The following is a 21775-nucleotide window of genomic DNA, read 5'->3' as shown; positions in this document are numbered from 1 at the left end:
CTCTCCTGTTCCGATGACCGAAAGGATCCCCCCGAGTGAGGCCCGTACGTATCGCCCTCGTCGGCGCGCTGTCCGGTGTGCTTGCCCTGTCCGGATGCGCCGGGAACACCGAAGGCGCCGGAAACACCGGGAGCACGGCCGACCCGTCCGCGACGACGGCGCAGTCCCCGCAGGGGGCGGCCTTCCCCGTCACCGTCCAGGCGGGCAACGGCCCGGTCGTCGTCCAGAAGCGTCCGGAGCGCATCGTCTCGCTGTCGCCGACCGCGACCGAGAACCTCTTCGCCGTCGGCGCCGGCCCCCAGGTCGTCGCGGTGGACGACCAGTCGAACCACCCCGCGCAGGCGCCGAAGACCACCCTGTCCGGGTTCAAGCCGAACGTCGAGGCGATCGTCGCCAAGAAGCCCGACCTGGTCGTGCTCGCCAACGACATCGACGGCGTCGTCGGCAAGCTGGGCGCGCTCGGCGTCCCCGTGCTGGTCGAGCCCGCGGCGGCCAAACTCGACGACGCCTACGACCAGATCACCGACCTGGGCCTGGCCACCGGCAACGTGGACCGGGCCGAGGAGGTCGCCGACGGCATGAGGAAGCAGATCGAGGCCCTCGCCGCCGAAGCTCCCAAGGACAAGAAACTGACCTACTACCACGAACTGGACAGCACGCCGTACTCGGCGACCTCGACCACCTTCATCGGCCAGATCTACGGGCTGTTCGGGCTGACCAACATCGCGGACAAGGCCCCCGACGCGGCGGGCGGCTACCCCAAGCTCTCCGCCGAGTTCGTCGTCAAGGCCGACCCGGACATCGTCTTCCTCGCCGACACCAAGTGCTGTGGCCAGTCGCGGGAGACCCTCGCCAAGCGTCCCGGCTGGTCCGGGCTCTCGGCGATCAAGAAGGACCGGGTCGTCGCCCTCGACGACGACCTCGCCTCCCGCTGGGGTCCCCGCGTCGTCGACCTCGTCAAGCAGGTCGGCGAGGCCGTCCGGAAGACCGCGACCAGTTAGGTGACCGATCTCTCCCGTCCCTCAACGGGCTCGTCCTCGCCCGAGGTGGCCCCCGGCCTTCTCCGGACGGCGGGCAGGCGGCTTCCCCGCCGGACCGCGGGACCGCGCCCGTTCGTCACACTGGCGGCCTGCCTGCTGCTGCTGGCGAGCATGCTCGCCGCCCTGCTGGTCGGCGCGGCGGACATCGCGCCGCGCGGCGCCGCGCTGCAGTTGCTCGACTGGCTGCCGTTCGTCTCCGCCGACTCCGGGCTCGCGCCGGTCGAGCGGGCGTTGCTGCTGGAACTCAGGCTGCCCAGGGTCCTGCTCGCCGCGATCGTCGGCGGACTGCTGGCCTGTGCGGGCGCCGGGTACCAGGGCGTGTTCCGCAATCCGCTGGCCGACCCCTACCTGCTGGGGGCCGCCGCCGGGGCGGGCCTGACGACGACGGCGGTGATCGTGTTCACGACCGGCGAGGGGGACACGCTCCTGGTGCCCGGCGCGGCGTTCGCCGGGGCGATCGGCGGTGTCCTGCTCGCCTACGCGCTGGGCAACGTCGCGGGGAGGGGCGGCGGCACCGCGACGCTGGTCCTGGCCGGGGTCGCCGTGACCTCCTTCCTCACCGCGGTCCAGACGTTCCTCCAGCAGCTCGACGTGGAGGAGCTCCAGCGCGTCTACGGCTGGATCCTCGGCAACGTCGGCGGCGGCTGGGAGCAGGTCAGGCTGATCCTGCCGTACGCGGCGGTCTCCGTCGTGGTCATGCTGCTGTACGGCAGGCTGCTCGACGTACTGTCGGTCGGCGACGACGAGGCGGCCAGCCTCGGCGTGAACGTCGCCAGGGTCAGGCTCGTGGTGCTGCTGGCCGCCTCGCTGGCCACCGCCTCCGCCGTGGCGGTCAGCGGGCTCATCGGCTTCGTCGGCATCGTCGTCCCACATGTGGTCCGTCGCCTGGCCGGGGGGTCCTACCGGGTGGTGCTGCCGTTGTCCCTGGTCGGCGGGGCCGTCTTCCTGGTCCTGGCCGACCTGGCCGCCAGGACCGTGATCGCCCCGGCCGAGCTGCCCATCGGGGTGGTCACCGCCTTCGCGGGGGCGCCGTTCTTCGTGGCCGTGCTCCGCCTCACCCGGCGGGTGGAGACATGAGCCGCGTCGAGGCCAGGGGGCTCGGCGTCGTCCTCGGCGGGCGGGCCGTGCTGTCCGGTGTGGACCTGCGGGCGGGCGCGGGGGAGTGGCTCGCCGTCATCGGGGCCAACGGCGCGGGCAAGTCCACCCTGCTCAGGGCGTTGGCCGGGCTGCTTCCCCACTCGGGTGAGGTGCTCGTGGACGGCGCGCCGGTGCGCGGGCTCAAGCCGAGGGAACGGGCGCGACTGCTGGCCTACGCCCCGCAGACCCCGGCGCTCCCCGGGGACATGACGGTCTTCGACTACGCGATGCTCGGCCGCACGCCGTACATCCCGCACCTGGGCAGGGAGAGCCGGGAGGACCGGGAGGTGACCGCCTCGGTGCTCGACCGGCTCGACCTGTCCCCGCTGGCCGCCCGCGCGCTCGGCCACCTGTCGGGCGGGGAGCGCCAGCGGGTCGTGCTCGCCAGGGCGCTGACCCAGCGGGCGTCGGTGCTGCTGCTCGACGAGCCGACCACGGCCCTGGACCTGGGACACCAGCAGCAGGTCCTCGAACTCCTCGACCGGCTCAGGCTGGCCGACGGCCTGACCGTGGTCACGACGCTGCACGACCTGAGCGTCGCCGGGCAGTACGCCGACACGATGACGCTGGTCGCCGGCGGTGGGGCCGCAGCGGCGGGCACTCCCGCGCACGTCCTCACCGAGGAGCTGATCGGTGAGCACTTCGACGCCCGGGTCCGTGTGGTGGCCGACGCGGGCGGCAGACCACAGGTCCACCTGGAGCGCCCGTGAGACTCGGACTGAGCCGTCGTGAGGAGGACGGGGCCAGGCTGGCCTCGCTGCTGTGGGAGTGCGGCCCCGGCTGGCGGGCGATCTCCTCGGCGATGCTGGGCGGCGGCATCGGGCCGGTCGGGTGGGTGCTCAACGCCCAGGTGGCCGGGGGCTACTCGCGGATGGACCCGGTGGCGCACCTGCTGGAGATGGCCCCGCCGGGGCCCGGGGTCGGCATGCTGACCGCGGCGGCCGTGGACCGGTTCACCACGGCCGCAGACGGGGGAGTCGAGGTCGCGGCGACCGTCGGCCTGCGCGTGCCGACCTGGGCGGCGGCCCCCGAGGGAACCCCCGACCCCGAGCTGGCGCCGATGTACCTGCCGGGGACGATCAACATCGTCGTCGCCGTCCCGGTGGCGATGACCGACGCCGCCCTGGTCAACACCGTCATGACGGTCACCGAGGCCAAGTCCCAGGCGCTGGCCGAGGAGGGCTTCCCGGGTACGGGCACCGCCTCGGACGCGGTCTGCGTCGCCGTACGGGAAGAGGGGCGGGCCGAGCTGTTCGGCGGCCCGCGCTCGACCTGGGGCGCCCGCGTCGCCCGCGCGGTGCACGCCGCCGTACGGCAGGGCGCCCGTGACTGGATGGGCAGGAACGGCCAGGCGGCTCGGGAACCATCTTCAGGACTGTCCGAAATGTAGGGATTGGTAGTTGATCTAGGCGTTGTTTTCGGGGGTCTGGCGGGATGTGTCCTGGTCGAACGGTGATTGTTTGTCTACTGAATACTTATCCGGGTGATGTTCTATTGACTTCTGCACTACGGTTGCCACGCTTGTCCTAATCCCCCCTATGGAGTGGCTATGCGGCGATTCGTCTTGGCTCTCGCGCTCCTCGGCGTCGTCGTCCCCGTGGCCGCCGCGACGGTCCCCGCGTTCGCGCACGAACATCCGAGTGGCATCACCGACCTGGTGACCCCGGCGGTCGTCAGGGTCGAGGCCAAGGCGCGTGTCGACATCACCCTGCTCGACCACATCGGCGAACTGGTCCACGTCGAACGCTCCTACGACGTGCCGATCGGTGAGGGCACCGGCACCGTGGTCAACCCCGAGGGCGCCGTCGTCACCCTCACCAGGGTGGTCAGGACGGACAAGGACGTGGCGGTCCACGCCGCCAACAAGATCTTCGCCGAGCACCACAAGGTCAAGATCCCTGACGACTTCAAGCGGCACACCCTGAAGGACAAACTGCTCAACCACCACCTGCAGGAGTGCTACCCGCCGAAGCTGCCGACGGCCACCTGCATCGTCGACGTCACCACCGAGATCCGTGTCTTCCCCAACATCTCCCGGCCGGACGACGAGGGCTTCAAGGCCGAGATCACCCGTGTGGGGGACAAGCCGGACAGTCCCGCCGTGCTCGTGCCGGTCGGACGCGCGGACGCCAGCGCGGGCCTGCCGACGGCGCCGTTGGCGGCCCAGGTGCCGGACAAGGACTCCTGGCCGGTCGCGGTCGCCGGATTCACCGGACGGCCCGCGGCGGGCCTGCCGGAGACCGTGGACATCGCCCACCTGAGCGCCGGAGGCGCGGGCGAGGGCGGCAGAGGGTTCCGGGACCCGGAGAACAAGGTGGACGAGCCACGCAAACTGGGGGCGCTCGTCGACCGGGGCCTGCGCGGCGGCCCGGTGATCGAGGACAAGAAGGGGGAGGTCGTCGGCCTGCTCGTCGGAGGAGGCGAGGACGGCCGCATGATCGGGGTCCGGGAGGTCACCAAGGCCCTGGCCGAGGCCAGGGTCATTCCCAGGAGAGGGCCGATCGACGCGGCCTTCGAGCAGGCGCTGACCCGCTTCCACACCCACTACTACGGTGACGCGGTCCCCGCCTTCCAGCGTGTCCTCGACCTCTACCCGGGGCACGTCCTGGCGGCGGCGCACCTGAAGACGTCCCAGCAGAAACGCGGGACCGCCGAGGACGAGGGGGCCAGACGGGCCGCGGCCGCCGCCGGTGACAGCGCCGCCGGACCTCCCCTGTGGCCCTTCCTCGTCGCGGGAGGCGTGCTGGTGCTGGCCGTGCTGGCCGGGGCCTTCCTGCTGTGGCGCCGGAGGGGGAACGAAGAGGAGGAGGCCGAGGAGGACCCGGTACGGAACACGCCACCGTCTCCCGGACCTCGGCCGGTACCCCGCCCTGAGCCTCGCCCCGGGGCACAGGCGGACAGGCGCGGGGCGCCGGACGAGACGGCCGACGCCACCGTCGTGGTCGGCCGTTCCTTCCCCGCGCTGCCCAGGACGACCACCGCGCCGGGCACTCCCGTGCTGGTCGCGCGGGACCCGGGCGGCGGGCCCGGCACCAGGGAGACCGAGACCAGGCCGGACGCCGTCACCGTCAAACAGAAGTACTGCACCGCCTGCGGGATGCGGCTGGGGCCCGCGCACCGCTTCTGTGGCTACTGCGGCCACCCCACGGAGGCGTGATGGCCCAGAACGACAGAGCCCTGATCGGCCAGGAGGTGGCCGGATACCGTGTCGAGGACCTGATCGGCAAGGGCGGCATGGCGGTGGTCTACCTCGCCATCGACTCCCGGCTGAACCGCAAGGTGGCGCTGAAGGTCCTCAACCCGCTGCTGGGCGAGGACGAGCGCTTCCGCCAGCGCTTCGTGCTGGAGTCGCGGACGGTCGCGAGCATCGACCACCCCAACATCATCCCGGTCTACGAGGCCGACGCGGCCGAGGACGGCACGCTCTACATCGCGATGCGCTACGTGGACGGCCCCGACCTGCGGCGCCTGTTCTACGACCGGGGGCTGATGCCGGTCGGCCAGGCCAACAGGATCTTCGCCCAGGTGGCGGCGGCGCTGGACACCGCGCACGCGCACGACCTCATCCACCGCGACGTCAAACCGGCCAACATCCTGATCGCGGGCCACACCGAGGGCGACCACGCCTACCTCACCGACTTCGGCATCACCAAGCACCTCACCTCGCTCTCCGGGCTGACCCAGACCGACCAGTTCATCGGCACGCCCCGCTACATGTCCCCCGAGCAGATCAACAAGGAGCGCGTCGACGGACGCTGCGACCAGTACGGCCTGGCGTGCGTGGTCTACGAGGCGCTGGCCGGGCGGCTGCCGTTCCGGCGGGACAACGAGATCGCGCTGCTGTGGGCGCACCTGGCCGAGACGCCGACCCCGCTCAGCTCGCTGCGGCCCGAGCTGCCGATGGAGGTGGACGGCGTCATGGCGCGGGCGCTGGCCAAGTCACCCGAGCAGCGCTACGACACCTGCACGCAGTTCGTCACCGAGCTGCGGGACGCGATCAGCGGCCAGTCCTACCGGCTCGCGGAGGCGGCCCCCCAGGACCTTCAGGCCTCCCGGACCTCCCAGGCCGAGCCGGAGGCACCCACGAGGAGGCCCGCGCCGGAAGCCTCGCGGAAGGCCTCCCCGCGCAAACGCGGGAAGGGGCGGGGGATCGTCGTCGGCGCGGGCGTCGCCGTGGCGGCCGTCGTCGCGCTGGTCGCGGTGCTCGCCACGGTCCTGAGGGGCGGTGGCGAGTGGACGCCGTACGCGGGATCGTCCGCGGTGCCGGTCGCCTTCGAGCATCCGCCGAGCTGGTCCCCCCGCGAGCACGCCGACGTGTTCGTGGTCGCCTCCCCGAAGGCCGGGGAGTTCGACGCGCTGTTCGGCACGCCGGTCACCGCCGACTGGGCGGCGGTCAACGAGATCATCAAGGCCTCCCCGGCGGAGGCGACCGGGATCTACGCGCAGACCCTCGACACCCTCGACCCGCGGAGCAGGGCCCAGCAGCTCCAGGAGACCCTGCAGTCCTCGCTGCCGGGCACGGTCAACGTCTCCTCCGAGGTCGTCCAGGTGCTGGTGGGCGGCAAGCCGGCCGTACGGCTCGAAGGCTCGATCACCGACCCGCAGCGCGGTGGCAGACTGGACTTCACCGGATGGGCCGTGGAACGACCGGGCAAACCCGCCCTCATGATTTACTTCTGCGCGCCGGGCACCTGTGACAGCTCGCTGGCCAATCGGTTCGTGCGGAGCGTGTCCTTCGGGACCTCCTGACTTGTGGCCCACTTGTAAGCCACTTGCCTGGGCGTTTTGTCCTGTATGCACGGAGGGCGGAAGGGATTAGTCTCCCCGCATGGCGGTTCCCTCTCCCCTCCTGCGACGCTCCGGCGCCGCTTTCCTCGCCCGGCACCTCCGCACGGTGCCCAGGGCTGATCTGCTGATCGGCCTGGCCGTCATCGCACTCGGCACGCTGGAGGCCTTCACCGTCGCCGCCGACCACGGCGCGGCGGAGACCCCCGAACTGTGGTGGATCGGTCAGGCGCTCGTCACCGGGGTACTGGTGTGGTTCCGGCGCAAGGCGCCGGTCGCGGTCTTCATCCTGATGATCCTCGCCCAGTACGCCTGGCACCGGCAGGGCTACGAAGGCTGCCAGACCTGGCAGCTGGCCTCCCTGCTGATCGTCTTCCACACGGTCGCCGCCGAGCTGCCCGTCAAGCCGGGCCTGGCCTGGGCCGTGACCGGCATCCTGGTCTTCGACTCCGGTGCCGTCGACCACCGCCTGCTGCCCTTCGACGAGGTCATCTTCCTCACCGTCATCTTCGGCGCCGCCTACCTCACCGGCCTGGCCGTGCGCGCCTACGCCACCAGGGCGCACCGCCTGGCCGCCCACGCCGTACAACTGGAACGTGACAGGGAACGCCAGGCCGCCGAGGCCGTCGCCCAGGAACGCACCCGCATCGCCCGCGAGCTGCACGACGTGGTCGCCCACAGCGTCAGCATGATGGTCATGCAGGCCGGGGTGATGCGCCGGATGGGAAGCCCGCACGAGGACATGCTGCTCGGTATCGAGCGGATGGGCCGGGAGGCGGTGGACGAACTGCGCGTCATGCTCGGCGCGCTGCGCATGCCGCTCGACGAGGCCATCCCGCAGCCGGGACTCGACCTGCTGGCCGGCACGGTCACCTCGCTGGCCTCCTCCGGGCTGCGGATCAGCCTCGACGTGGTCGGCGATCCGGTACGGCTGCCCCCCGGCCTCGACCTGTCGGCCTACCGCATCGCGCAGGAGGCCCTGACCAACGCGGTCAAGCACGGCGGCGAGTCCGAGATCACGATCACCATCACCTACCACGGTGACCACATCGAACTTGAGGTCCTGGACGGCGGCGGCGGAGCCCCGTCCGAGCTGTCGACGGGCAACGGCCTCGTCGGCATGCGCGAGCGCGCCGCGCTCTTCGGCGGCCGCTTCGAAGCGGGCCCCCGCCCGGAGGGCGGTTTCCGTGTCCACGCATCCCTGCCTATCTCCCACCAGGAGGTGTTCGCCGATGAACGGATCAACTGAGACGAGCATTCGTGTCGTGATCGCCGACGACCAGGCCATGGTCCGCGCCGGGCTGAAGCTCGTCGTGGAGAGCGAGGCGGGCATGGAGGTCGTCGGGGAGGCGGCGGACGGGCTCGAAGCCGTCTCCGTCGCCCGCCGTACCCGGCCTGACATCGTGCTGATGGACATCTCCATGCCGCGCATGGACGGCCTCACCGCGGCCAGGCAGCTCCTCGGCCAGCCCGCCCCGCCGAAGGTGGTGATGCTGACCACCTTCGACACCGACGAGAACCTCTACGCCGCGCTGCGCGCCGGGACCAGCGGGTTCCTGCTGAAGGTCTCGCCCCCCGAGCAGCTCGTCGAGGCCATCCGGGTCGTCGTCGGCGGTGACGCGCTGCTCGATCCGGCGGTCACCACCCGGGTCATCGCCTCCTTCGCGGGCCGCCACGACCCGGCGCCCCCGCCGCAGCTGGCCGAGCTGACCCCGCGCGAACTTGAGGTGCTGCGCTTCCTGGCCAGAGGCATGACCAACGCCGAGATCGCCGGGGAGCTCTTCGTCGGTGAGGCCACGGTCAAGACGCACGTCGCGCGGGTGCTCATGAAGCTTCATCTGCGGGATCGGGCTCAGGCCGTGGTGTTCGCGTACGAGTCGGGCGTGGTACGGCCGGGCGCGTCCGTGGGGTAGTGGGAGACCCACTCCGTGCGGCTCATCCTGAGCATCTTGACGCCGAGCGAGCCGATCGCGACCGCGCTGGCGCCCCACAGCGCGACCGAGGCGGGGCCGTACGGAACGACCAGGGAGGTGCCGTAACCGATCGCGACGACGAGCGGCACCCACCAGTGTGCGAACCCGGCCCGCCACACGCCGGCGAGCAGGACCGGCATGCCGAAGATGGCGAAGAAGAGCCAGGGCATCTGGAAGCCGAAGACGACGCCGGGCAGGTTCAGCATCTCGTCGAGGATCTTGGCGGCCTGCTCGGGGGTGTTGCGCTGCCCCAGCCACCACTCCACCGGATCGATCATGAGCATGCCCGACAGGTTGATGTAGCCGAGCGCGGTGAGTGGGCCCACGATGTGGCCGAAGACCACGGCCCTGCGGCGCATCACATGCAGCAGGGCGATGGCGGCCAGGGCCATGAGCAGGTAGGACCAGTGGTACAGAGCCGACTGGGCCTGGGCCAGGGCCGGGTTGTCGCCGTAGCTGACGGCCTCCCGGTCGTCGCCCCAGGTGCCGGGGTCGATGATGACGGCGATCGTCTGCAGGAGGGGTGCGACGATCAGCAGTGTGCCGGACGCGATACGCCTGAAGTCGGCTGAGTCCTTGAACATCGGGAATTCCTTGCTGTGCCTTGCTGTGCGGAACCAATGCAAGGAAGGTAGGCCCGTCCCCGGCGCCGGGTCGTCCGCCGGGGGAGGGACCCACTCTCCACCCGGCGGCGTATCATCCCGCGACGCCGTTCCTCAGAAACAGGTCGGAGCGCTGCCCGGCAGACAGGGGCCCTGGTCCCGCCTCCGTCGCTCACCTGTCCGGAACGTGCCCGGATGACATATCCCGCGTTGCCCGAGCCGGTGTTGCCGGCCGGAGGGAGCGGAGGAAGGGCCGGGGCGCCGCTCCTGGCCTCGTTCACGACGTGCATGCCACCCCGGAGGGGGCGAGGCCGTTCATCAGGGTGGCTATCAGGGCGTCGGCCGTGGCGGGGGGAACGTCGGCGGGGACGGGGGCACCGCGCAGGAGGCGGGGAAGGACCAGTTCGTGGCAGACGCCGACGAGTAGCGTGGCGGCGGCCTCGGGGTCGGCCGAGGGGGTCAGGCGGCCGAGGTCGCGTTCCGCGCGCAGATAGCCGGCGAGCATCGCCTGCAGCCCCCTGCCCTCGCCGAGGGGGTTGGGCAGCGCGTCGAAGCGGGCGAGCACCTCGGGCTGGGGGAGCAGGCCCGCGAAGGCGGGCAGGAAGGCCCTGTGCAGGGCGAGACCGTAGGTGAGGCAGGCGCGCAGGTTGCCGGCGACGGTGCCCTCACCCGGCCTGGCGGGCAGCGGGCCGAGGTCGCGCTCGACCGAGCGGACGTGGGCGTGCAGCGCCAGCGCCAGCAACTCCTCCTTGCCCTCGAAGTGGTTGTAGAGCACGCCGTCCGCGACCCGTGCCGCACGGGCGATGTCGCGGACGGTGAGTCCGGTGGTGCCGCGTTCGGCGATGAGCCGTCCAGCGGTGGCGACGAGGTGTTCGCGCAGGCTCAGGCCGTCGGTGCCGTCACGCAGGGCGGCCGCTTTTCTTGGTGACATCACCCCGCATCCTAGTGAGCCGGGTGGGTCACGGCCGGGTGGCGGTGATCAGCCAGGCGGCGCCGCGCAGTCGTACGGCACCGGCCCGTTCGAAGGGGCGCATCGCCTCGGTGAGGGCGTCGAGGGCGTGGGAGGCCGACTCCTGATCGACCTGGCCGAGCATGAAACGGACGGGACCCCAGGCTCCCAGGAAGGTCGCCGCGTCCTCGGTGTCCGCCCCCCATGTCTGGGGAGCGTCCACGGGGGTCGCGGCCACGTTCTCGAAGCCCGCGGCGGTGAGCACCTCGTGGACGCGGACGGGGTCGGCCAGTGACTCGGGGCCGGGCCCGCCGGGTTCTGTCGTGGCGGGGCGACGCGGCAGGTGCGGGGTCATCGCGGCGAGGACGCGGCCCAGGTCCTGGTCGTCCAGGTTCCGCAGCGACAGCATGGCCAGGCGCCCGCCGGGGCGCAGCGCGCGGCCGATGTTGGCGAACGCGGCGACAGGGTCGGCGAAGAACATGATCCCGAACCGGCTCGTCGCCACGTCGAACCGGCCGGAGGGCAGCGGGTGGACCTGGGCGTCGCCCCGCTCGAAGGTCACGTTGGCGACGCCCTCGGCGTCCGCGCTCGCGCGGGCTCGCGCGAGCATGGGGGCCGACAGGTCGAGGCCGGTCGCGTGGCCGTGCCGGGCCAGCCGGGCGGCCAGCCTGGTCACCCGCCCGTTGCCGCAGCCGACGTCCAGCACCGTGTCCCGCTCCCCGACGGCCGCCGCCGCGAGCAGAGGTTCGTTGAAGGCGTCGTTCACGGCGTCGTAGCGGTCCTGGTGGTCGGCCCAGTGGTTGCCCTCGTAGCCGTTCCAGGCCTCGGACTGGCGGACGTTGACGACGGAGCCCATGCTTCCTCCCGAACTGATATGAACGAATGTTCATGAACGTGTGTTCATGATGGGGCGCGGAGCGGGAGGGTGTCAACCGCACGTGCCCCGGGCTCTTCGCCGATTAGGTCTTACTGGAAAGCTTCTTTGCTTTTACTCTCGATGCGTGGATCTCCAGGTTCGTCATCTGAGGGTGCTGTGTGCGATCGCGGACAGCGGGAGCATCTCCAGGGCGGCCGTGACCCTGAAGATGTCCCAGCCCGCGCTCACCGCTCAGCTGCGCCGTATCGAGCAGATGTTCGGCGACCCCCTGTTCGACAGGGGCCCCGAGGGCGCCCGCCCGACCATGCTCGGCGAGTGGCTGCTCGTCCGCTCCCGCTCCCTGGTCTCGGCCGTCGACGAGTTGGAGCGGACGGCCAGGCGTTACGCGCCCCCGCAGGTGGAGACGGCGCCGATCCGGGTCGGCTGCGCCCCGACCCGGCTGCGGATCTACCTGGCCAAGACCCTCCGCAGGCTGCTGCCCGGCGCGGAGATCAGGCTGCTCACCGAGCAGACGATCGACACGTTGCCCGGCCTGCTCGAATCGGAGCGGATCGAGCTGGCGACCCTCGACGACTATCCGGACCACCGGCTCTGCGCGCCGCCCGGCGCGGTGTACACCGCCATCGCGGTGGAGCCGCTCTTCGTCGGCCTGCCCGCGGGCCACCCGCTGGCCGGGCACGAGGAGGTCGAGCTGCGCGACCTCGCCGAGGAGGACTGGGCGCTGCCGACCCCGCTTGAGTCGGGGCCCAGGGAGTACTTCTGGAACACCTGCGCCGCGCACGGCTTCGCCCCGCGCGTGGCCTACGGCGTCAACCTGGAGGTCGGGGTCGACCTGGTCGCGGAGGGGCGCTGCGTCAGCCTGTTCCAGGCGACCGTCCCGGCCAGGGAGGGCATCGCGATCCGCCCGCTGGCCGGCTCGCCCCTGCGCTTCCGGCACCTCATCGGATGGACCGCTCCCGGGCCGATCACCGCGCACGCCGACGCTCTGGTGCGGGCGCTGACCACCACCTACTGGACGGAGTCGCAACGGGCTCCCGCCTACCGGAACTGGCTGGAAAGGCACGGGCCGCTGAAGCGGTTGTGAGCCGTAATCTCGCGGCGTGATGACCAGGAACTCGCACTGCTCCTTCTGCGGCAGTGCATACGCCCTCGACCAGGCGTGGCCGCGCACCTGCTCCTTCTGCGGCAACACCGCCTACCTCAACCCGCTGCCGGTCGCCGTGATGCTGCTGCCCGTCGACGACGGTGTGCTGGTGATCCGCCGCGGCGTCGAACCGCACCGGGGCGGCCTCGCCCTGCCGGGCGGCTTCGTCGACGTGGGGGAGTCCTGGCAGCAGGCGGCGGTCAGGGAGCTCCGCGAGGAGACGGGGGTCGTCGTCGGCGCGGACGACGTCCGGCTCCTCGACGTGCTCAGCGCCCCCGACGGCACCGTGCTGATCTTCGCCATGGGGCCGGAGACCTCCTCCGCCGCGCTCCCGCCGGTCGTGCCGACCGATGAGACGACGGAGTGGCTGACGATCGACGGGCCACGCGAGCTGGCCTTCCCGCTGCACACCAGAGTCGTGGCGGACTACTTCGCCGTTAGGTGACCTCCCGGGGCGGGCCCGCCCCGGCGGGCCCGCCCCCCATCCCGTACGGCCACGCGTATTGGTCCGTCCGAAACCTCCTCCCCGGGGGTCTCGCCGTGCCCTTGCCCGGGTGATCCACACCGCTCCTGCCGTAAGAGGTGTGTCAATATTCGGGCATCTTGTGTATATTTTCCGTCGTTGGCTCACATCTGAGGGAGGATTTATCGTGCGAGCGTTCCCACGGGTGCTCTTCGACGAGGCACACAACGAGTCATGGACCATCCGCAGGGACGTGGCCGAAACGATGAATCCGGGGCATCCCGACGACAACAGCTACGCCCGCGCCGCCGAGACGCTGCGCCGCCTCGGGCACACCGTGGCCGCGCACACCGGCGGACCGATCACCCCGGCCCTCCTCGCCGGGCAGGACGTCCTCGTGATCGCCCACCCCTCCGCCGACCGCTGGGAGCGCACCACGGGCCTGGGCAGCCCCGTCCTGCCGGTCGAGGAACTCGACGCGATCGAGGACCACGTCACGGCCGGAGGCGGCCTGGTCGTGCTCGCCGAGTGCGAGCAGGAGAAGTACGGCAGCAACCTCGCCGAACTGCTCGGCCGCTTCGGCGTCACCGTCGAGCACACCACCGTCCAGGACCCCGGGAACTCCCACAACGGCGTGGCCTCCTGGGTCCTCGGTGTCCCCGGCGACCCCTCGCAGCGGGAGGACCCGCTGGCCGGGGCGCGCAGGGCGTGCTTCTACCGGGCGGGTGTCCTGACCGGCCCCGAGCACGCGAACGTGCTGTTCCGGACCTCGCGGACCGCCGACCCCGCCGACGCGCCCCTGGCGCTGGCCGTACGGCACGGCGAGGGCAGGGTCGTGGTCGTCGCCGACTCCGACCTGTTCGGTGACGACTCGATCGGCGACTACGACCACGCCGTGCTCTGGGGCAACCTCGTCACCTGGGCCGCCCGGGTGCCCGTCCCCGCCGGGCGCCGGGAGATCCAGGAGGTCCAGGAAGTCTCCGTGGTCCGCGAGTCCTTCCAGGGACTCAAGGCGGCCGTCGAGGCGCTCCAGCCGCTGCAGGCCAAGGACGGCTCCGTCGAGGGCGACCGGGACAGGGCGGTCGAGCTGATCGCCGAGATCGTCGAACACGTCGCACGGCTCGCCCCGTGCTTCCCCCACGACGAGGCCTACCTCACCGCGGTGGTCGCCGACCTGCGCAAGTGGGTCGAGCAGGGCCTGGGCGTCCCCGACTTCCTGGACTCCCTCGACGCCTTCCACCCCGACACCCAGCGGATCGACGGCCTCGAACACCTGGTCGTCTTCCCGATGTACACCCAGAACGGAAGCGTCCGCCGCCACCTGGAGGCCGTGCTGATCCGCACGGTCTGGCCCGAGTGGCTGGCGAACCTGGAGAACGAGCGCTACGACAACCCGCTCTTCGTGCCGATCGCCTTCGAGGACTTCACCTCCGGCTACGACACCAACTCCGCCGTCCTGTTCCCCGAGACCGTCGCGGTGCGCCAGACCCCGGCCCGTTTCACCTGGGGCGGCATCTTCTGCGACCGGGAGGCCGCCCGCTTCCGCGCGGTCAGCGGGGCCGCCGCCGAGACGCTCAAACTCGCGCTGCCGCCGGACGCGGCGCGGCTGGTCGCCTCGCAGGAACTGGCCCAGGACACCTTCGTGCTCTGGGACCTGATCCACGACCGCACGCACAGCCACGGCGACCTGCCGTTCGACCCGTTCATGATCAAGCAGCGCATGCCGTACTGGCTCTACTCCCTTGAGGAGCTGCGCTGCGACCTGACCGCGTTCGGCGAGGCCGTGAAGCTGGAGCGGGAGGGCGTCCCGCACGCCCGCTACGTCCAGATCGCCATCCTGTTCGACCGGCTGTTCCGCTTCCCGATCACCGGTGACCGGGTCCGCAACTACGACGGTCTCGGCGGGCAGCTGCTCTTCGCCTACCTGCACCGCAACGACATCGTCAGGTGGACGGACAACCGGCTCAGCGTCGCCTGGGACCGGGTCGCCGACGGCGTCGCCGACCTGCGGGGCGAGGTGGAGAAGCTCTACCGGGACGGAATCGACCGTTCCAAGCTCGCCCACTGGCTGGCCGCCCACCAGCTCGTCGCCGCCTACGTGGAGCCGCACCCGGCCTCCGTCTGGCACCGGGGGGTGGACGCGCTGCCGGTCGAGGGCTTCCCCAAGGCCGTGGTGGACGCGGTGCTGCCCGACGAGTTCCCCCTGAGCATGTTCTACGAGGCCCTGCGCCGTAAGCTCGGCGATGTCGTCGAGTCCACGAGGGGAATCCGGGCATGATCATTCTGGTGACGGGCGCGGCCGGGCCCGCGGGCAGGGCGGTCGTACGCCGCTTCACGGACAAGGGACACACCGTCATCGGTGTCGACAGGTCAGGCGCGGAGGGCACCCTCCCGGTCGACCTGCTCGACGCCGAGGCGGTCAGGCGGCTGGCCGCCGACGTCCAGGCCGAGCACGGCCGGCTGGACGGCGTCGTGCACCTGGTCGGCGGCTGGCGCGGCTCGAAGACCTTCGCCGAGACCAGGCTTGAGGACTGGGACCTGCTGCACGACCTGCTGGTCCGCACCCTGCAGCACGTCACCCTCGCCTTCGAGCCGCTGCTGAGGGCGAGCGGACGGGGCAGGTTCGCCATCGTCTCCGCGCTGGCCGCCGAACGGCCGACCCAGGGCAACGCCGCCTACGGCGCCGCCAAGGCCGCGGCCGAGGCCTGGACCCTGGCCTTCGCCGACGCCCTTGAGGGCTCGGGCTCGACGGCGAACGTCCTGGTCGTCAAGGCCCTGGTGAATCAGGCCATGCGGGAGGCCGCCCCCGAGCGGACCTTCCCCGGGTTCACCGACGTCGACGACCTCGCCGAGGCGATCGACGGCCTGTGGGACACCGACAGGAACGGCGAAAGGATCGTCCTGGCCCCGTGAGGCGGGACGGCGAGAACGACGCGGGCGGCCGGACACCGAAAGGCGGCCGCCCGACCAAGGGGAAGAAGTGACAGACGCCATCCGCAGACACGACCCGCTGGTCAAGGGATTCGCCAGCGACAACTACGCCGGAGTGCACCCGGAGATCCTCCAGGCCCTCGCCCTGGCCAATGAGGGGCACCAGATCTCCTACGGCGAGGACGTCTACACCGAGGCCCTCCAGGAGGTCTTCCGCGGCCACTTCGGCCCCCTGGCGCAGGCGTGGCCGGTCTTCAACGGCACCGGGGCCAACGTGGTCGCGCTGCGCGCGATGACCGCCCCCTGGGAGGCGGTCGTCTGCGCGGAGTCCGCGCACATCCACACCGACGAGGGCGGCGCCCCGGAACGGTCGGCCGGCCTCAAGCTGCTCACCGTCGCCACCCCGGACGGCAAGCTCACCCCCGAGCTGGTCGACACCCAGGCCTGGGGTTTCGGCGACGAGCACCGCGCCCAGCCCAGGGTCGTCTCGATCACCCAGGCGACGGAGCTGGGCACCCTCTACACCCCCGACGAGGTCAGGGCGATCTGCGAGCACGCCCACCAGCTCGGCATGCTCGTCCACCTCGACGGCGCCCGCGCGGCCAACGCGGCCGCCGCGCTCGGGGTGCCGCTGCGCGCCTTCACCACGGACGCCGGGGTGGACGTGCTGTCCTTCGGCGGCACCAAGGCCGGACTGATGTTCGGCGAGGCGATCGTGGTCCTCAACCCCGACGCCGTCAGGGGGCTGCGCTACCTGCGCAAGAGCGCGATGCAGCTCGCCTCCAAGATGAGATTCGTCTCGGTGCAGTTCGAGGCGCTGCTCGCCGGTGACCTGTGGCTGCGCAACGCGCGCAACGCCAACGCCATGGCCCGCAGACTGGCCGACGCCGTACGGGAGATCCCCGGGGTCGAGGTGCCCAGGCCCGTGCAGGCCAACGCCGTCTTCGCGGTCCTGCCCGCTGAGGTGACGCAGCGGCTGCAGAAGCGCTTCCGCTTCTACACCTGGAACGAGGCCGCCGGGGAGGTCCGCTGGATGACCGCCTTCGACACCACGGAGGCGGATGTGGACGCCTTCGCCGCCGCCGTGGCCGAGGAGATGCGCGCGCAGGTGTGAGGACACGCGGCCCGGTCCCGTACGGCTGACGCCGGGGGGAGAGCCGCGCGGGGACGGGTCAGGACTTCCTGCCCGTCTCCTTCTCGTATGCGGTCAGCTGCTGTTCCAGAGCCTTCATGAGTTCGAACACCTGGCTCGGGGGGATGCGGATCCGGCTGACGATCCTGGTCGGCACACTGACGAAGTGCTGGCCCGACGAGGGGTCGTTGGCGAGCTGGGGCGGCCTGGTGATCACCGCGAAGTCCAGGACGAAGCCATCCTCGGTGTGCCACACCGATGCGAAGTTGGCGTACTGCCCGGCCTCGACCTCGGCGGAGATGCTCACCTCCAGGCGGTTCTCCGGTTCGTCGTTCACCATTTCTGTTCTATCTCCTCCGGCCAGGTTGCTCAATGCTGCCCTGGCCGGGGGAACGGGCGGCGCAGGGGCGCGCCGACCTCGTCGAGGCGGACGCCGTACAGGGGGTGGGCCCGGGAACGACCGGGGAGAGCTAGAGGATCGAGGGCAGTGGCCTGGCCCCGCGCTGGGCCAGCATGTCGGTCATCAGCTTGATCTCTCCCGTCTGGCCCGCGACGATGTGCCGCGCCAGGGTGGCCACCTCGTCGCGGTCCGACAGTTTCAGCAGCCCCTCGCTCATCTGCACGCCGCCCTCGTGGTGGCGGATCATGAGCTGAAGGAAGAGGATCTCCTGCTCCTTGCCCGTGGCCTCGCGGAGCCTCTTGAGCTCCTCCTGGCTGGCCATACCGGGCATCGCACCCGGGGCCGCCGCCGTTACGCCGTGGCCGTGACCGGACATCCAGGCCATCGGCGGGCGCTCGGTCGACTGGTTGAGCCCCCACTGCTGGAGCCAGCCGCCGAACATCCCGCGCTGGGCGGTCTGCGTGACGATGATGTCGTAGGTGAGCACCCGCAGGGGATCGTTCGTCGTGTCGTCCCGCATGATGAAGGCCATCTCGACGGCCTGCGAGTGGTGCGTGGCCATGTCACGGGCATAGCCGGCTTCGGCAGAGGAGTCGGTGGGGGACTGCCTACCCCCCAGGAACAGCACGGAGCCGACGAGCGCGAAAACGATGACTATCGCAAGGATCGTCCACGGTCGACGTGATCTGGGGCGTTCTACGGGGGTCTCCATCGCCTAGTCAGCCTACCGGTTACCAGCTGTGGGGAGGGAGTGCGGTACTTATTCCCGCTATACGTAGGTAGCGCATAAGGTGACTCGGACATGGTTTGCCCCCTGGAGGATTGATGATCAAGGAAGAGGCACGGTCGAGACGTGAGCGTCTCAACCAGATGCGTGAACAGCAGAAGCGCCGTGAGCGCCGTGCCGGGATCATCATGTGGGGGGCCGGAGGCCTGGTCGTCCTGCTGCTCGTCGGAGTGGTCGGCTTCTACCTCGTCAACGAGCGGGCGCAGACCTCACTGGATTCGGTGACAAGCGCCAAATACGCGGGCGGATCGCACAAGGAAACCAAGATCAAATATGCGGAGAACCCCCCGATGGGCGGGGAGCACAACTCCGTATGGCAGCGCTGTGGCATCTACGACGAGCCCGTGAACAACGAGAACGCCGTGCACTCCCTGGAGCACGGCGCCGTGTGGATCACCTATCGGCCCGACCTTCCCAAGGACCAGGTCGAGACGTTGAAGAAGGCCGCATCGAGCGACTACATGCTTCTCAGCCCCTACCCGGGTCTCCCCAAGCCCGTCGTGCTGAGCTCCTGGAACAAGCAGCTGCAGCTCGACAGCGCGGACGATCCGCGACTGGCCAAGTTCGTCGCGAAGTACAAGAACAGTCCTGAGACCCCCGAGCTCGGCGCCTCCTGCGAGGGTCCGAACAGCGTCGACAAGCCCGCGTCGCAGAACCCCATTCCCGACGCCACGCCCGCTCCCTCCTCAAGCGCCTCCTGACGACAGGGAGGGCGGCGACCTCGCCGCCCTCCCGCCACGCGGGCGCCGGGGGTCACGAGCGGTCTCTCAGGGGGCGCAGGACCACTCCCACCACGGCGTCGGCGGGTACGTAACCGTACTGTCGCGAGTCTCCGCTGCCGTCGGGATTGTCTCCCAGGAGCACCAGACTGGCCGGGGGGACCACCGCCCCGGCCCCTTCGAAGGGAAAGGGCACCGGATCTCCGGGGATCGCCGCGACCCGTTTGATGACCCGCCGGGCGCGCAGTGCCTCCCGGGGACCCAGCTCTCCGGGAACGGGCCGTATCCACTCAGGCAGGTCGACGACGGCCACCTCACCCGCCCGGATCCGGCCTCCCCGGCGGCGCCGTACCAGTAGCCGGTCGCCGTGACGGTAGGTGGGCGTCATGCTGGGGCCCCGCACCGTGACCACCAGGTATCCCCGGCGCAGCCGGTTCAGCCAGCCCGCGAGGCAGGCCAGCGCGACAAGGGCCAGCGCGGTCTGGATCATGTGAGCGTCGTCTCGTAGCCGCGGGCCTGCAGGGAGAAGAGCCGGGAGTAGACGCCGCCCTCGGCGACGAGCCGGGCGTGGTCGCCGCACTCGATGATCTCCCCGTCGGAGAGGACCGCGATCTGGTCCGCGTCGCGGACCGTGTTGAGGCGATGGGAGATCAGCAGGCTGGTACGGCCGCCGCGGTGCTCGCGGAGCCGGGCGTGAACCTCGGCCTCGGCCTCCGCGTCGAGACCGGAGCTGGGCTCGTCGAGGACGAGCATGTCCCGGTCGTCCCGAAGCAGCGCCCTCGCCAGCGCCAGCCGCTGCCCCTGCCCGCCGGACAGCAGCATGCCCATCTCGGGGTGCTCCTCGTCGATCCCTGCCAGGAACATCCGGGTCAGCATGGTGTCGTAGCCGTTCGGCAGCGCGGCCAGCACCTCGTGCACCCCGGCGCGCCGCGCGGCGGCCTCGATCCGATCTCGGTCCTCCAGCCGGGCGAGGTCACCGAGGCCGATGTTCTCCGCCGCGGAGAGCTCGTACTCCACGTAGTCCTGGAACACCGTGCCGATCCGTTCCCGCAGCTGGGCGGGGTCGGTGTCCCGCAGGTCGACTCCGTCCCAGCGGACCTGGCCGCGGGTGGGGTCGTAGAGCCTGCAGAGCAGCTTCACCAGTGTGCTCTTGCCCGCGCCGTTCAGCCCGACCAGCGCGGTGGCCCGGCCCGCGGGAATGGTGAGGTTCACACCACGCAGCACCCACGGCTGGTCGGGACCGTAGCGGAACCAGACGTCCCGGAACTCGACCCCTCCCGTCAGCGCCGGTACCGGGCGGGGAGAGGCCGGGACCGGCAGGTCGGGTTCGACCGTGGTCGCCACGTGGTAGTGGTCCAGCATGAGCAGCGCCTGGTAGGAGGCTCCCAGCTGACTGATGATCGCGGACAGGGAGCTCTGGACCCCGGCGACCGCGGCCACGAGCACCGTCACGTCACCCACGGTGAGTCGTCCGGCCCGGGAGGCCAGGACGGCCCAGATCAGCCCGCCGCCCGCGACTCCGGCCCCCAGGAGGGCCAGGAGGATCTGCACTCCCAGCTCGCGCCGGTCCAGGGCGCGGTTGACGGCGTTGGTCGAGCGCAGCTCGGAGAGCATCCGGTTCCTGAAGAAGTCCCCCAGCCCGAAGAGACGGACCTCCTTGGCCTCCCGCGGGGAGCTGAGCAGGTTCGCGTAGAAGTACTGCCGCCGCTCGGCGTAGCCGGTCCGCCACATCGCCCCCACCCGGCGCCGGCCCAGCAGGACCTCCGCCCGCGTGGTGGGGATCGCGGTGACCGAGACGGCCAGCACCAGCCAGGGGTTGATCAACAGCAGGGTGACCAGGAAACCGGTCAGGGTCAGCAGACTCCTTCCGATGCCGGTGGCGCTGTTCAGCAGGTGCACGGGGCCGGTGCTGCCCGCCTGCTGCGCCAGGCTGATCCGATTGTGGAAGTCCGGGTTCTCCAGGGTCGCCAGCCCCCGCAACCGGTCGTTCATCGCGGTGTAGAGCCGGTCGACCGCGACCGTCCGCACCCGCCTCCCCACCTCGGCCTCGGTGTACTGGGACAGCCGTGGCACGACCACGGCGCAGACCCCCGCGAGAGCGAGCGCCACGGAGGCCCAGACCAGGGCCGTTCCGGAGACGCCGCCGACCAGGCCGTCCAACGTCAGCCGGGTGAGCCAGGCGACCACCACCGGCGCGAGCCCCGCGGCGGCCGAGAGCAGCACCAGCACGCCCAGCACCCCCGGAGCGGCCGCCAGCGTCAGCCGCGCCGCCATGAGGGTGTGGCCGAACGCCGCTCTGGGGGTGAGCCCGGCCGTCGCTCCGGCCTGCCTCACATCTCCGCCGGTACGGCCACGGCACCTCGCCCGGTGTGGGTCACCGCGCCGTCCGCGCCGAGACGGCACATGGCGGGGTAGGCGGAGGTCTTGAAGGCGGCGGCCAGCGGCCCGCGATCCCGTTCGATGACGACCATGACGTTCTCCCGGAGCTGCGACACCATGTCGGCGGCGACCTCGTCCGTCGGCGTCACGATCACGGCCAGCGCCTGCCGACGGCCCTCGGGCAGCGCCCGCGCCGCCGCGGCGAACCTGGGAAGCCACTCGTGGCACGCGTCGCAGGTCGGGGAGAAGAACCCCACCAGCCCACCGGCCAGCTGTGCCCCGGTGACCGCCTCGGCGTCCACGGTGCGGGCGGTGAAGGGACCGGGGCGGGTCCCGGGACCGGTGATCGGCTCGATCATGGACTTCGGGTGGGTCAGGCCGTCGAGACGTTCTGTGTGGTCCCGTAGCCGGCGGATCACGCCCAGCGTGAGGACCAGATTCAAGACGGTGACGACGA

22 protein-coding genes are annotated in these 21775 nt (G+C 71.2%); 14 read left to right on the top strand and 8 right to left on the bottom strand.

Annotated features, from left to right (window positions below; all coding sequences use genetic code 11):
* The first annotated feature begins 35 nt into the window (after positions 1-35).
* From ABZ470_RS07560 to ABZ470_RS07525, 8 genes are all read left to right on the top strand, one after another.
* Positions 36-1001, top strand: coding sequence for an ABC transporter substrate-binding protein (locus tag ABZ470_RS07560; RefSeq protein ID WP_362910638.1), 966 nt, complete (start codon positions 36-38; stop codon positions 999-1001).
* A 120-nt stretch (positions 1002-1121) separates the two neighbouring features.
* Complete coding sequence (locus tag ABZ470_RS07555; protein WP_352009447.1) at positions 1122-2117, top strand: iron ABC transporter permease; 996 nt, start codon at positions 1122-1124, stop codon at positions 2115-2117.
* Entirely contained in the window at positions 2114-2887 is a 774-nt protein-coding gene (locus ABZ470_RS07550) for an ABC transporter ATP-binding protein (RefSeq protein ID WP_362775120.1), read from the top strand. The genes ABZ470_RS07555 and ABZ470_RS07550 overlap by 4 nt, the downstream gene beginning before the upstream one ends.
* Positions 2884-3567, top strand: coding sequence for an adenosylcobinamide amidohydrolase (locus ABZ470_RS07545; RefSeq protein WP_362910636.1), 684 nt, complete (start codon positions 2884-2886; stop codon positions 3565-3567). Before ABZ470_RS07550 ends, ABZ470_RS07545 begins: the two co-directional genes overlap by 4 nt.
* A 159-nt stretch (positions 3568-3726) precedes the next feature.
* Positions 3727-5334, top strand: coding sequence for a zinc ribbon domain-containing protein (locus ABZ470_RS07540; protein ID WP_362910634.1), 1608 nt, complete (start codon positions 3727-3729; stop codon positions 5332-5334).
* Positions 5334-6926, top strand: coding sequence for a serine/threonine-protein kinase (locus ABZ470_RS07535; RefSeq protein ID WP_362910632.1), 1593 nt, complete (start codon positions 5334-5336; stop codon positions 6924-6926). Before ABZ470_RS07540 ends, ABZ470_RS07535 begins: the two co-directional genes overlap by 1 nt.
* A 79-nt stretch (positions 6927-7005) precedes the next feature.
* Positions 7006-8211 carry a sensor histidine kinase gene (locus ABZ470_RS07530; protein WP_362910630.1) on the top strand — a complete coding sequence of 402 codons (1206 nt, stop codon included), beginning with the start codon at positions 7006-7008 and terminating at the stop codon, positions 8209-8211.
* Complete coding sequence (locus ABZ470_RS07525) at positions 8195-8875, top strand: response regulator transcription factor (protein ID WP_352008749.1); 681 nt, start codon at positions 8195-8197, stop codon at positions 8873-8875. Before ABZ470_RS07530 ends, ABZ470_RS07525 begins: the two co-directional genes overlap by 17 nt.
* Here ABZ470_RS07525 and ABZ470_RS07520 read toward each other — a convergent pair.
* The 3 genes from ABZ470_RS07520 to ABZ470_RS07510 form a co-directional block, all read right to left on the bottom strand.
* Positions 8815-9519, bottom strand: coding sequence for a hypothetical protein (locus ABZ470_RS07520; RefSeq protein WP_352008750.1), 705 nt, complete (start codon positions 9517-9519; stop codon positions 8815-8817). The two genes, ABZ470_RS07525 and ABZ470_RS07520, sit on opposite strands and share 61 nt — an antisense overlap.
* 295 nt (positions 9520-9814) lie before the next feature.
* A complete protein-coding gene (locus ABZ470_RS07515; protein ID WP_352008751.1) occupies positions 9815-10468 on the bottom strand; it encodes a TetR/AcrR family transcriptional regulator in 654 nt (217 codons plus the stop codon).
* A 28-nt stretch (positions 10469-10496) separates the two neighbouring features.
* Entirely contained in the window at positions 10497-11342 is an 846-nt protein-coding gene (locus ABZ470_RS07510) for a methyltransferase domain-containing protein (RefSeq protein WP_362910627.1), read from the bottom strand.
* A 145-nt stretch (positions 11343-11487) separates the two neighbouring features.
* Here ABZ470_RS07510 and ABZ470_RS07505 point away from each other — a divergent pair, with 145 nt between their 5' ends.
* The 5 genes from ABZ470_RS07505 (at position 11488) to ABZ470_RS07485 (ending at position 17015) form a co-directional block, all read left to right on the top strand.
* Entirely contained in the window at positions 11488-12447 is a 960-nt protein-coding gene (locus tag ABZ470_RS07505; protein WP_362910625.1) for a LysR family transcriptional regulator, read from the top strand.
* Positions 12448-12466: 19 nt separating this feature from the next.
* The gene (locus ABZ470_RS07500; RefSeq protein ID WP_362910995.1) at positions 12467-12952 is read left to right on the top strand and encodes an NUDIX domain-containing protein; all 486 of its coding nucleotides are present in this window, start codon (positions 12467-12469) and stop codon (positions 12950-12952) included.
* A 205-nt stretch (positions 12953-13157) separates the two neighbouring features.
* Positions 13158-15248, top strand: coding sequence for a DUF6421 family protein (locus ABZ470_RS07495; RefSeq protein ID WP_362910623.1), 2091 nt, complete (start codon positions 13158-13160; stop codon positions 15246-15248).
* Positions 15245-15883, top strand: a complete 639-nt coding sequence (locus ABZ470_RS07490; protein ID WP_352008755.1) for an SDR family oxidoreductase — start codon at positions 15245-15247, stop codon at positions 15881-15883. The genes ABZ470_RS07495 and ABZ470_RS07490 overlap by 4 nt, the downstream gene beginning before the upstream one ends.
* A gap of 67 nt (positions 15884-15950) precedes the next feature.
* Positions 15951-17015: a low specificity L-threonine aldolase gene (locus ABZ470_RS07485; protein WP_362910620.1), complete on the top strand. Its 1065-nt coding sequence runs from the start codon at positions 15951-15953 to the stop codon at positions 17013-17015.
* A gap of 58 nt (positions 17016-17073) precedes the next feature.
* On the opposite strand, the gene ABZ470_RS07480 is transcribed toward ABZ470_RS07485, so the two are convergent.
* Both ABZ470_RS07480 and ABZ470_RS07475 read right to left on the bottom strand, forming a co-directional pair.
* Positions 17074-17373 carry a DUF3467 domain-containing protein gene (locus tag ABZ470_RS07480; protein ID WP_352008757.1) on the bottom strand — a complete coding sequence of 100 codons (300 nt, stop codon included), beginning with the start codon at positions 17371-17373 and terminating at the stop codon, positions 17074-17076.
* A 130-nt stretch (positions 17374-17503) separates the two neighbouring features.
* The gene (locus ABZ470_RS07475) at positions 17504-18061 is read right to left on the bottom strand and encodes a DUF305 domain-containing protein (RefSeq protein WP_352008758.1); all 558 of its coding nucleotides are present in this window, start codon (positions 18059-18061) and stop codon (positions 17504-17506) included.
* A gap of 197 nt (positions 18062-18258) precedes the next feature.
* Between ABZ470_RS07475 and ABZ470_RS07470 the strand changes: the two genes are divergently transcribed.
* Complete coding sequence (locus ABZ470_RS07470; RefSeq protein WP_352008759.1) at positions 18259-18921, top strand: DUF3105 domain-containing protein; 663 nt, start codon at positions 18259-18261, stop codon at positions 18919-18921.
* A 52-nt stretch (positions 18922-18973) separates the two neighbouring features.
* Here the strand turns inward: ABZ470_RS07470 and ABZ470_RS07465 are convergent, their stop codons facing one another.
* Genes ABZ470_RS07465 through ABZ470_RS07455 form a run of 3 tightly spaced genes read right to left on the bottom strand, consistent with a single transcriptional unit; the run spans position 18974 to position 21761 of the window.
* Entirely contained in the window at positions 18974-19429 is a 456-nt protein-coding gene (locus ABZ470_RS07465) for a S26 family signal peptidase (RefSeq protein ID WP_362910618.1), read from the bottom strand.
* Positions 19426-21273 carry an ABC transporter ATP-binding protein gene (locus ABZ470_RS07460; protein ID WP_362910616.1) on the bottom strand — a complete coding sequence of 616 codons (1848 nt, stop codon included), beginning with the start codon at positions 21271-21273 and terminating at the stop codon, positions 19426-19428. The genes ABZ470_RS07465 and ABZ470_RS07460 overlap by 4 nt, the downstream gene beginning before the upstream one ends.
* Positions 21270-21761, bottom strand: a complete 492-nt coding sequence (locus ABZ470_RS07455) for a hypothetical protein (RefSeq protein ID WP_362910614.1) — start codon at positions 21759-21761, stop codon at positions 21270-21272. Before ABZ470_RS07455 ends, ABZ470_RS07460 begins: the two co-directional genes overlap by 4 nt.
* Positions 21762-21775: the final 14 nt, after the last annotated feature.

This window comes from Streptosporangium sp. NPDC020072, assembly GCF_040631445.1.
In the GTDB taxonomy this organism is placed as follows: Bacteria; Actinomycetota; Actinomycetes; order Streptosporangiales; family Streptosporangiaceae; genus Streptosporangium.
Note: the sequence above shows the minus strand (reverse complement) of the source record. Positions and strands in the feature narration are given on the sequence as shown.

Excerpts from the sequence above, each read along its gene's own strand:
- ABZ470_RS07520 (WP_352008750.1), bottom strand. The coding sequence starts at position 9,519 with ATGTTCAAGGACTCAGCCGACTTCAGGCGTATCGCGTCCGGCACACTG.
- ABZ470_RS07465 (WP_362910618.1), bottom strand. The coding sequence starts at position 19,429 with ATGATCCAGACCGCGCTGGCCCTTGTCGCGCTGGCCTGCCTCGCGGGC.
- ABZ470_RS07530 (WP_362910630.1), top strand. The coding sequence starts at position 7,006 with ATGGCGGTTCCCTCTCCCCTCCTGCGACGCTCCGGCGCCGCTTTCCTC.
- ABZ470_RS07535 (WP_362910632.1), top strand. The coding sequence starts at position 5,334 with ATGGCCCAGAACGACAGAGCCCTGATCGGCCAGGAGGTGGCCGGATAC.
- ABZ470_RS07515 (WP_352008751.1), bottom strand. The coding sequence starts at position 10,468 with ATGTCACCAAGAAAAGCGGCCGCCCTGCGTGACGGCACCGACGGCCTG.
- ABZ470_RS07500 (WP_362910995.1), top strand. The coding sequence starts at position 12,467 with ATGACCAGGAACTCGCACTGCTCCTTCTGCGGCAGTGCATACGCCCTC.
- ABZ470_RS07490 (WP_352008755.1), top strand. The coding sequence starts at position 15,245 with ATGATCATTCTGGTGACGGGCGCGGCCGGGCCCGCGGGCAGGGCGGTC.
- ABZ470_RS07540 (WP_362910634.1), top strand. The coding sequence starts at position 3,727 with ATGCGGCGATTCGTCTTGGCTCTCGCGCTCCTCGGCGTCGTCGTCCCC.
- ABZ470_RS07525 (WP_352008749.1), top strand. The coding sequence starts at position 8,195 with ATGAACGGATCAACTGAGACGAGCATTCGTGTCGTGATCGCCGACGAC.
- ABZ470_RS07510 (WP_362910627.1), bottom strand. The coding sequence starts at position 11,342 with ATGGGCTCCGTCGTCAACGTCCGCCAGTCCGAGGCCTGGAACGGCTAC.
- ABZ470_RS07480 (WP_352008757.1), bottom strand. The coding sequence starts at position 17,373 with ATGGTGAACGACGAACCGGAGAACCGCCTGGAGGTGAGCATCTCCGCC.
- ABZ470_RS07550 (WP_362775120.1), top strand. The coding sequence starts at position 2,114 with ATGAGCCGCGTCGAGGCCAGGGGGCTCGGCGTCGTCCTCGGCGGGCGG.
- ABZ470_RS07470 (WP_352008759.1), top strand. The coding sequence starts at position 18,259 with ATGATCAAGGAAGAGGCACGGTCGAGACGTGAGCGTCTCAACCAGATG.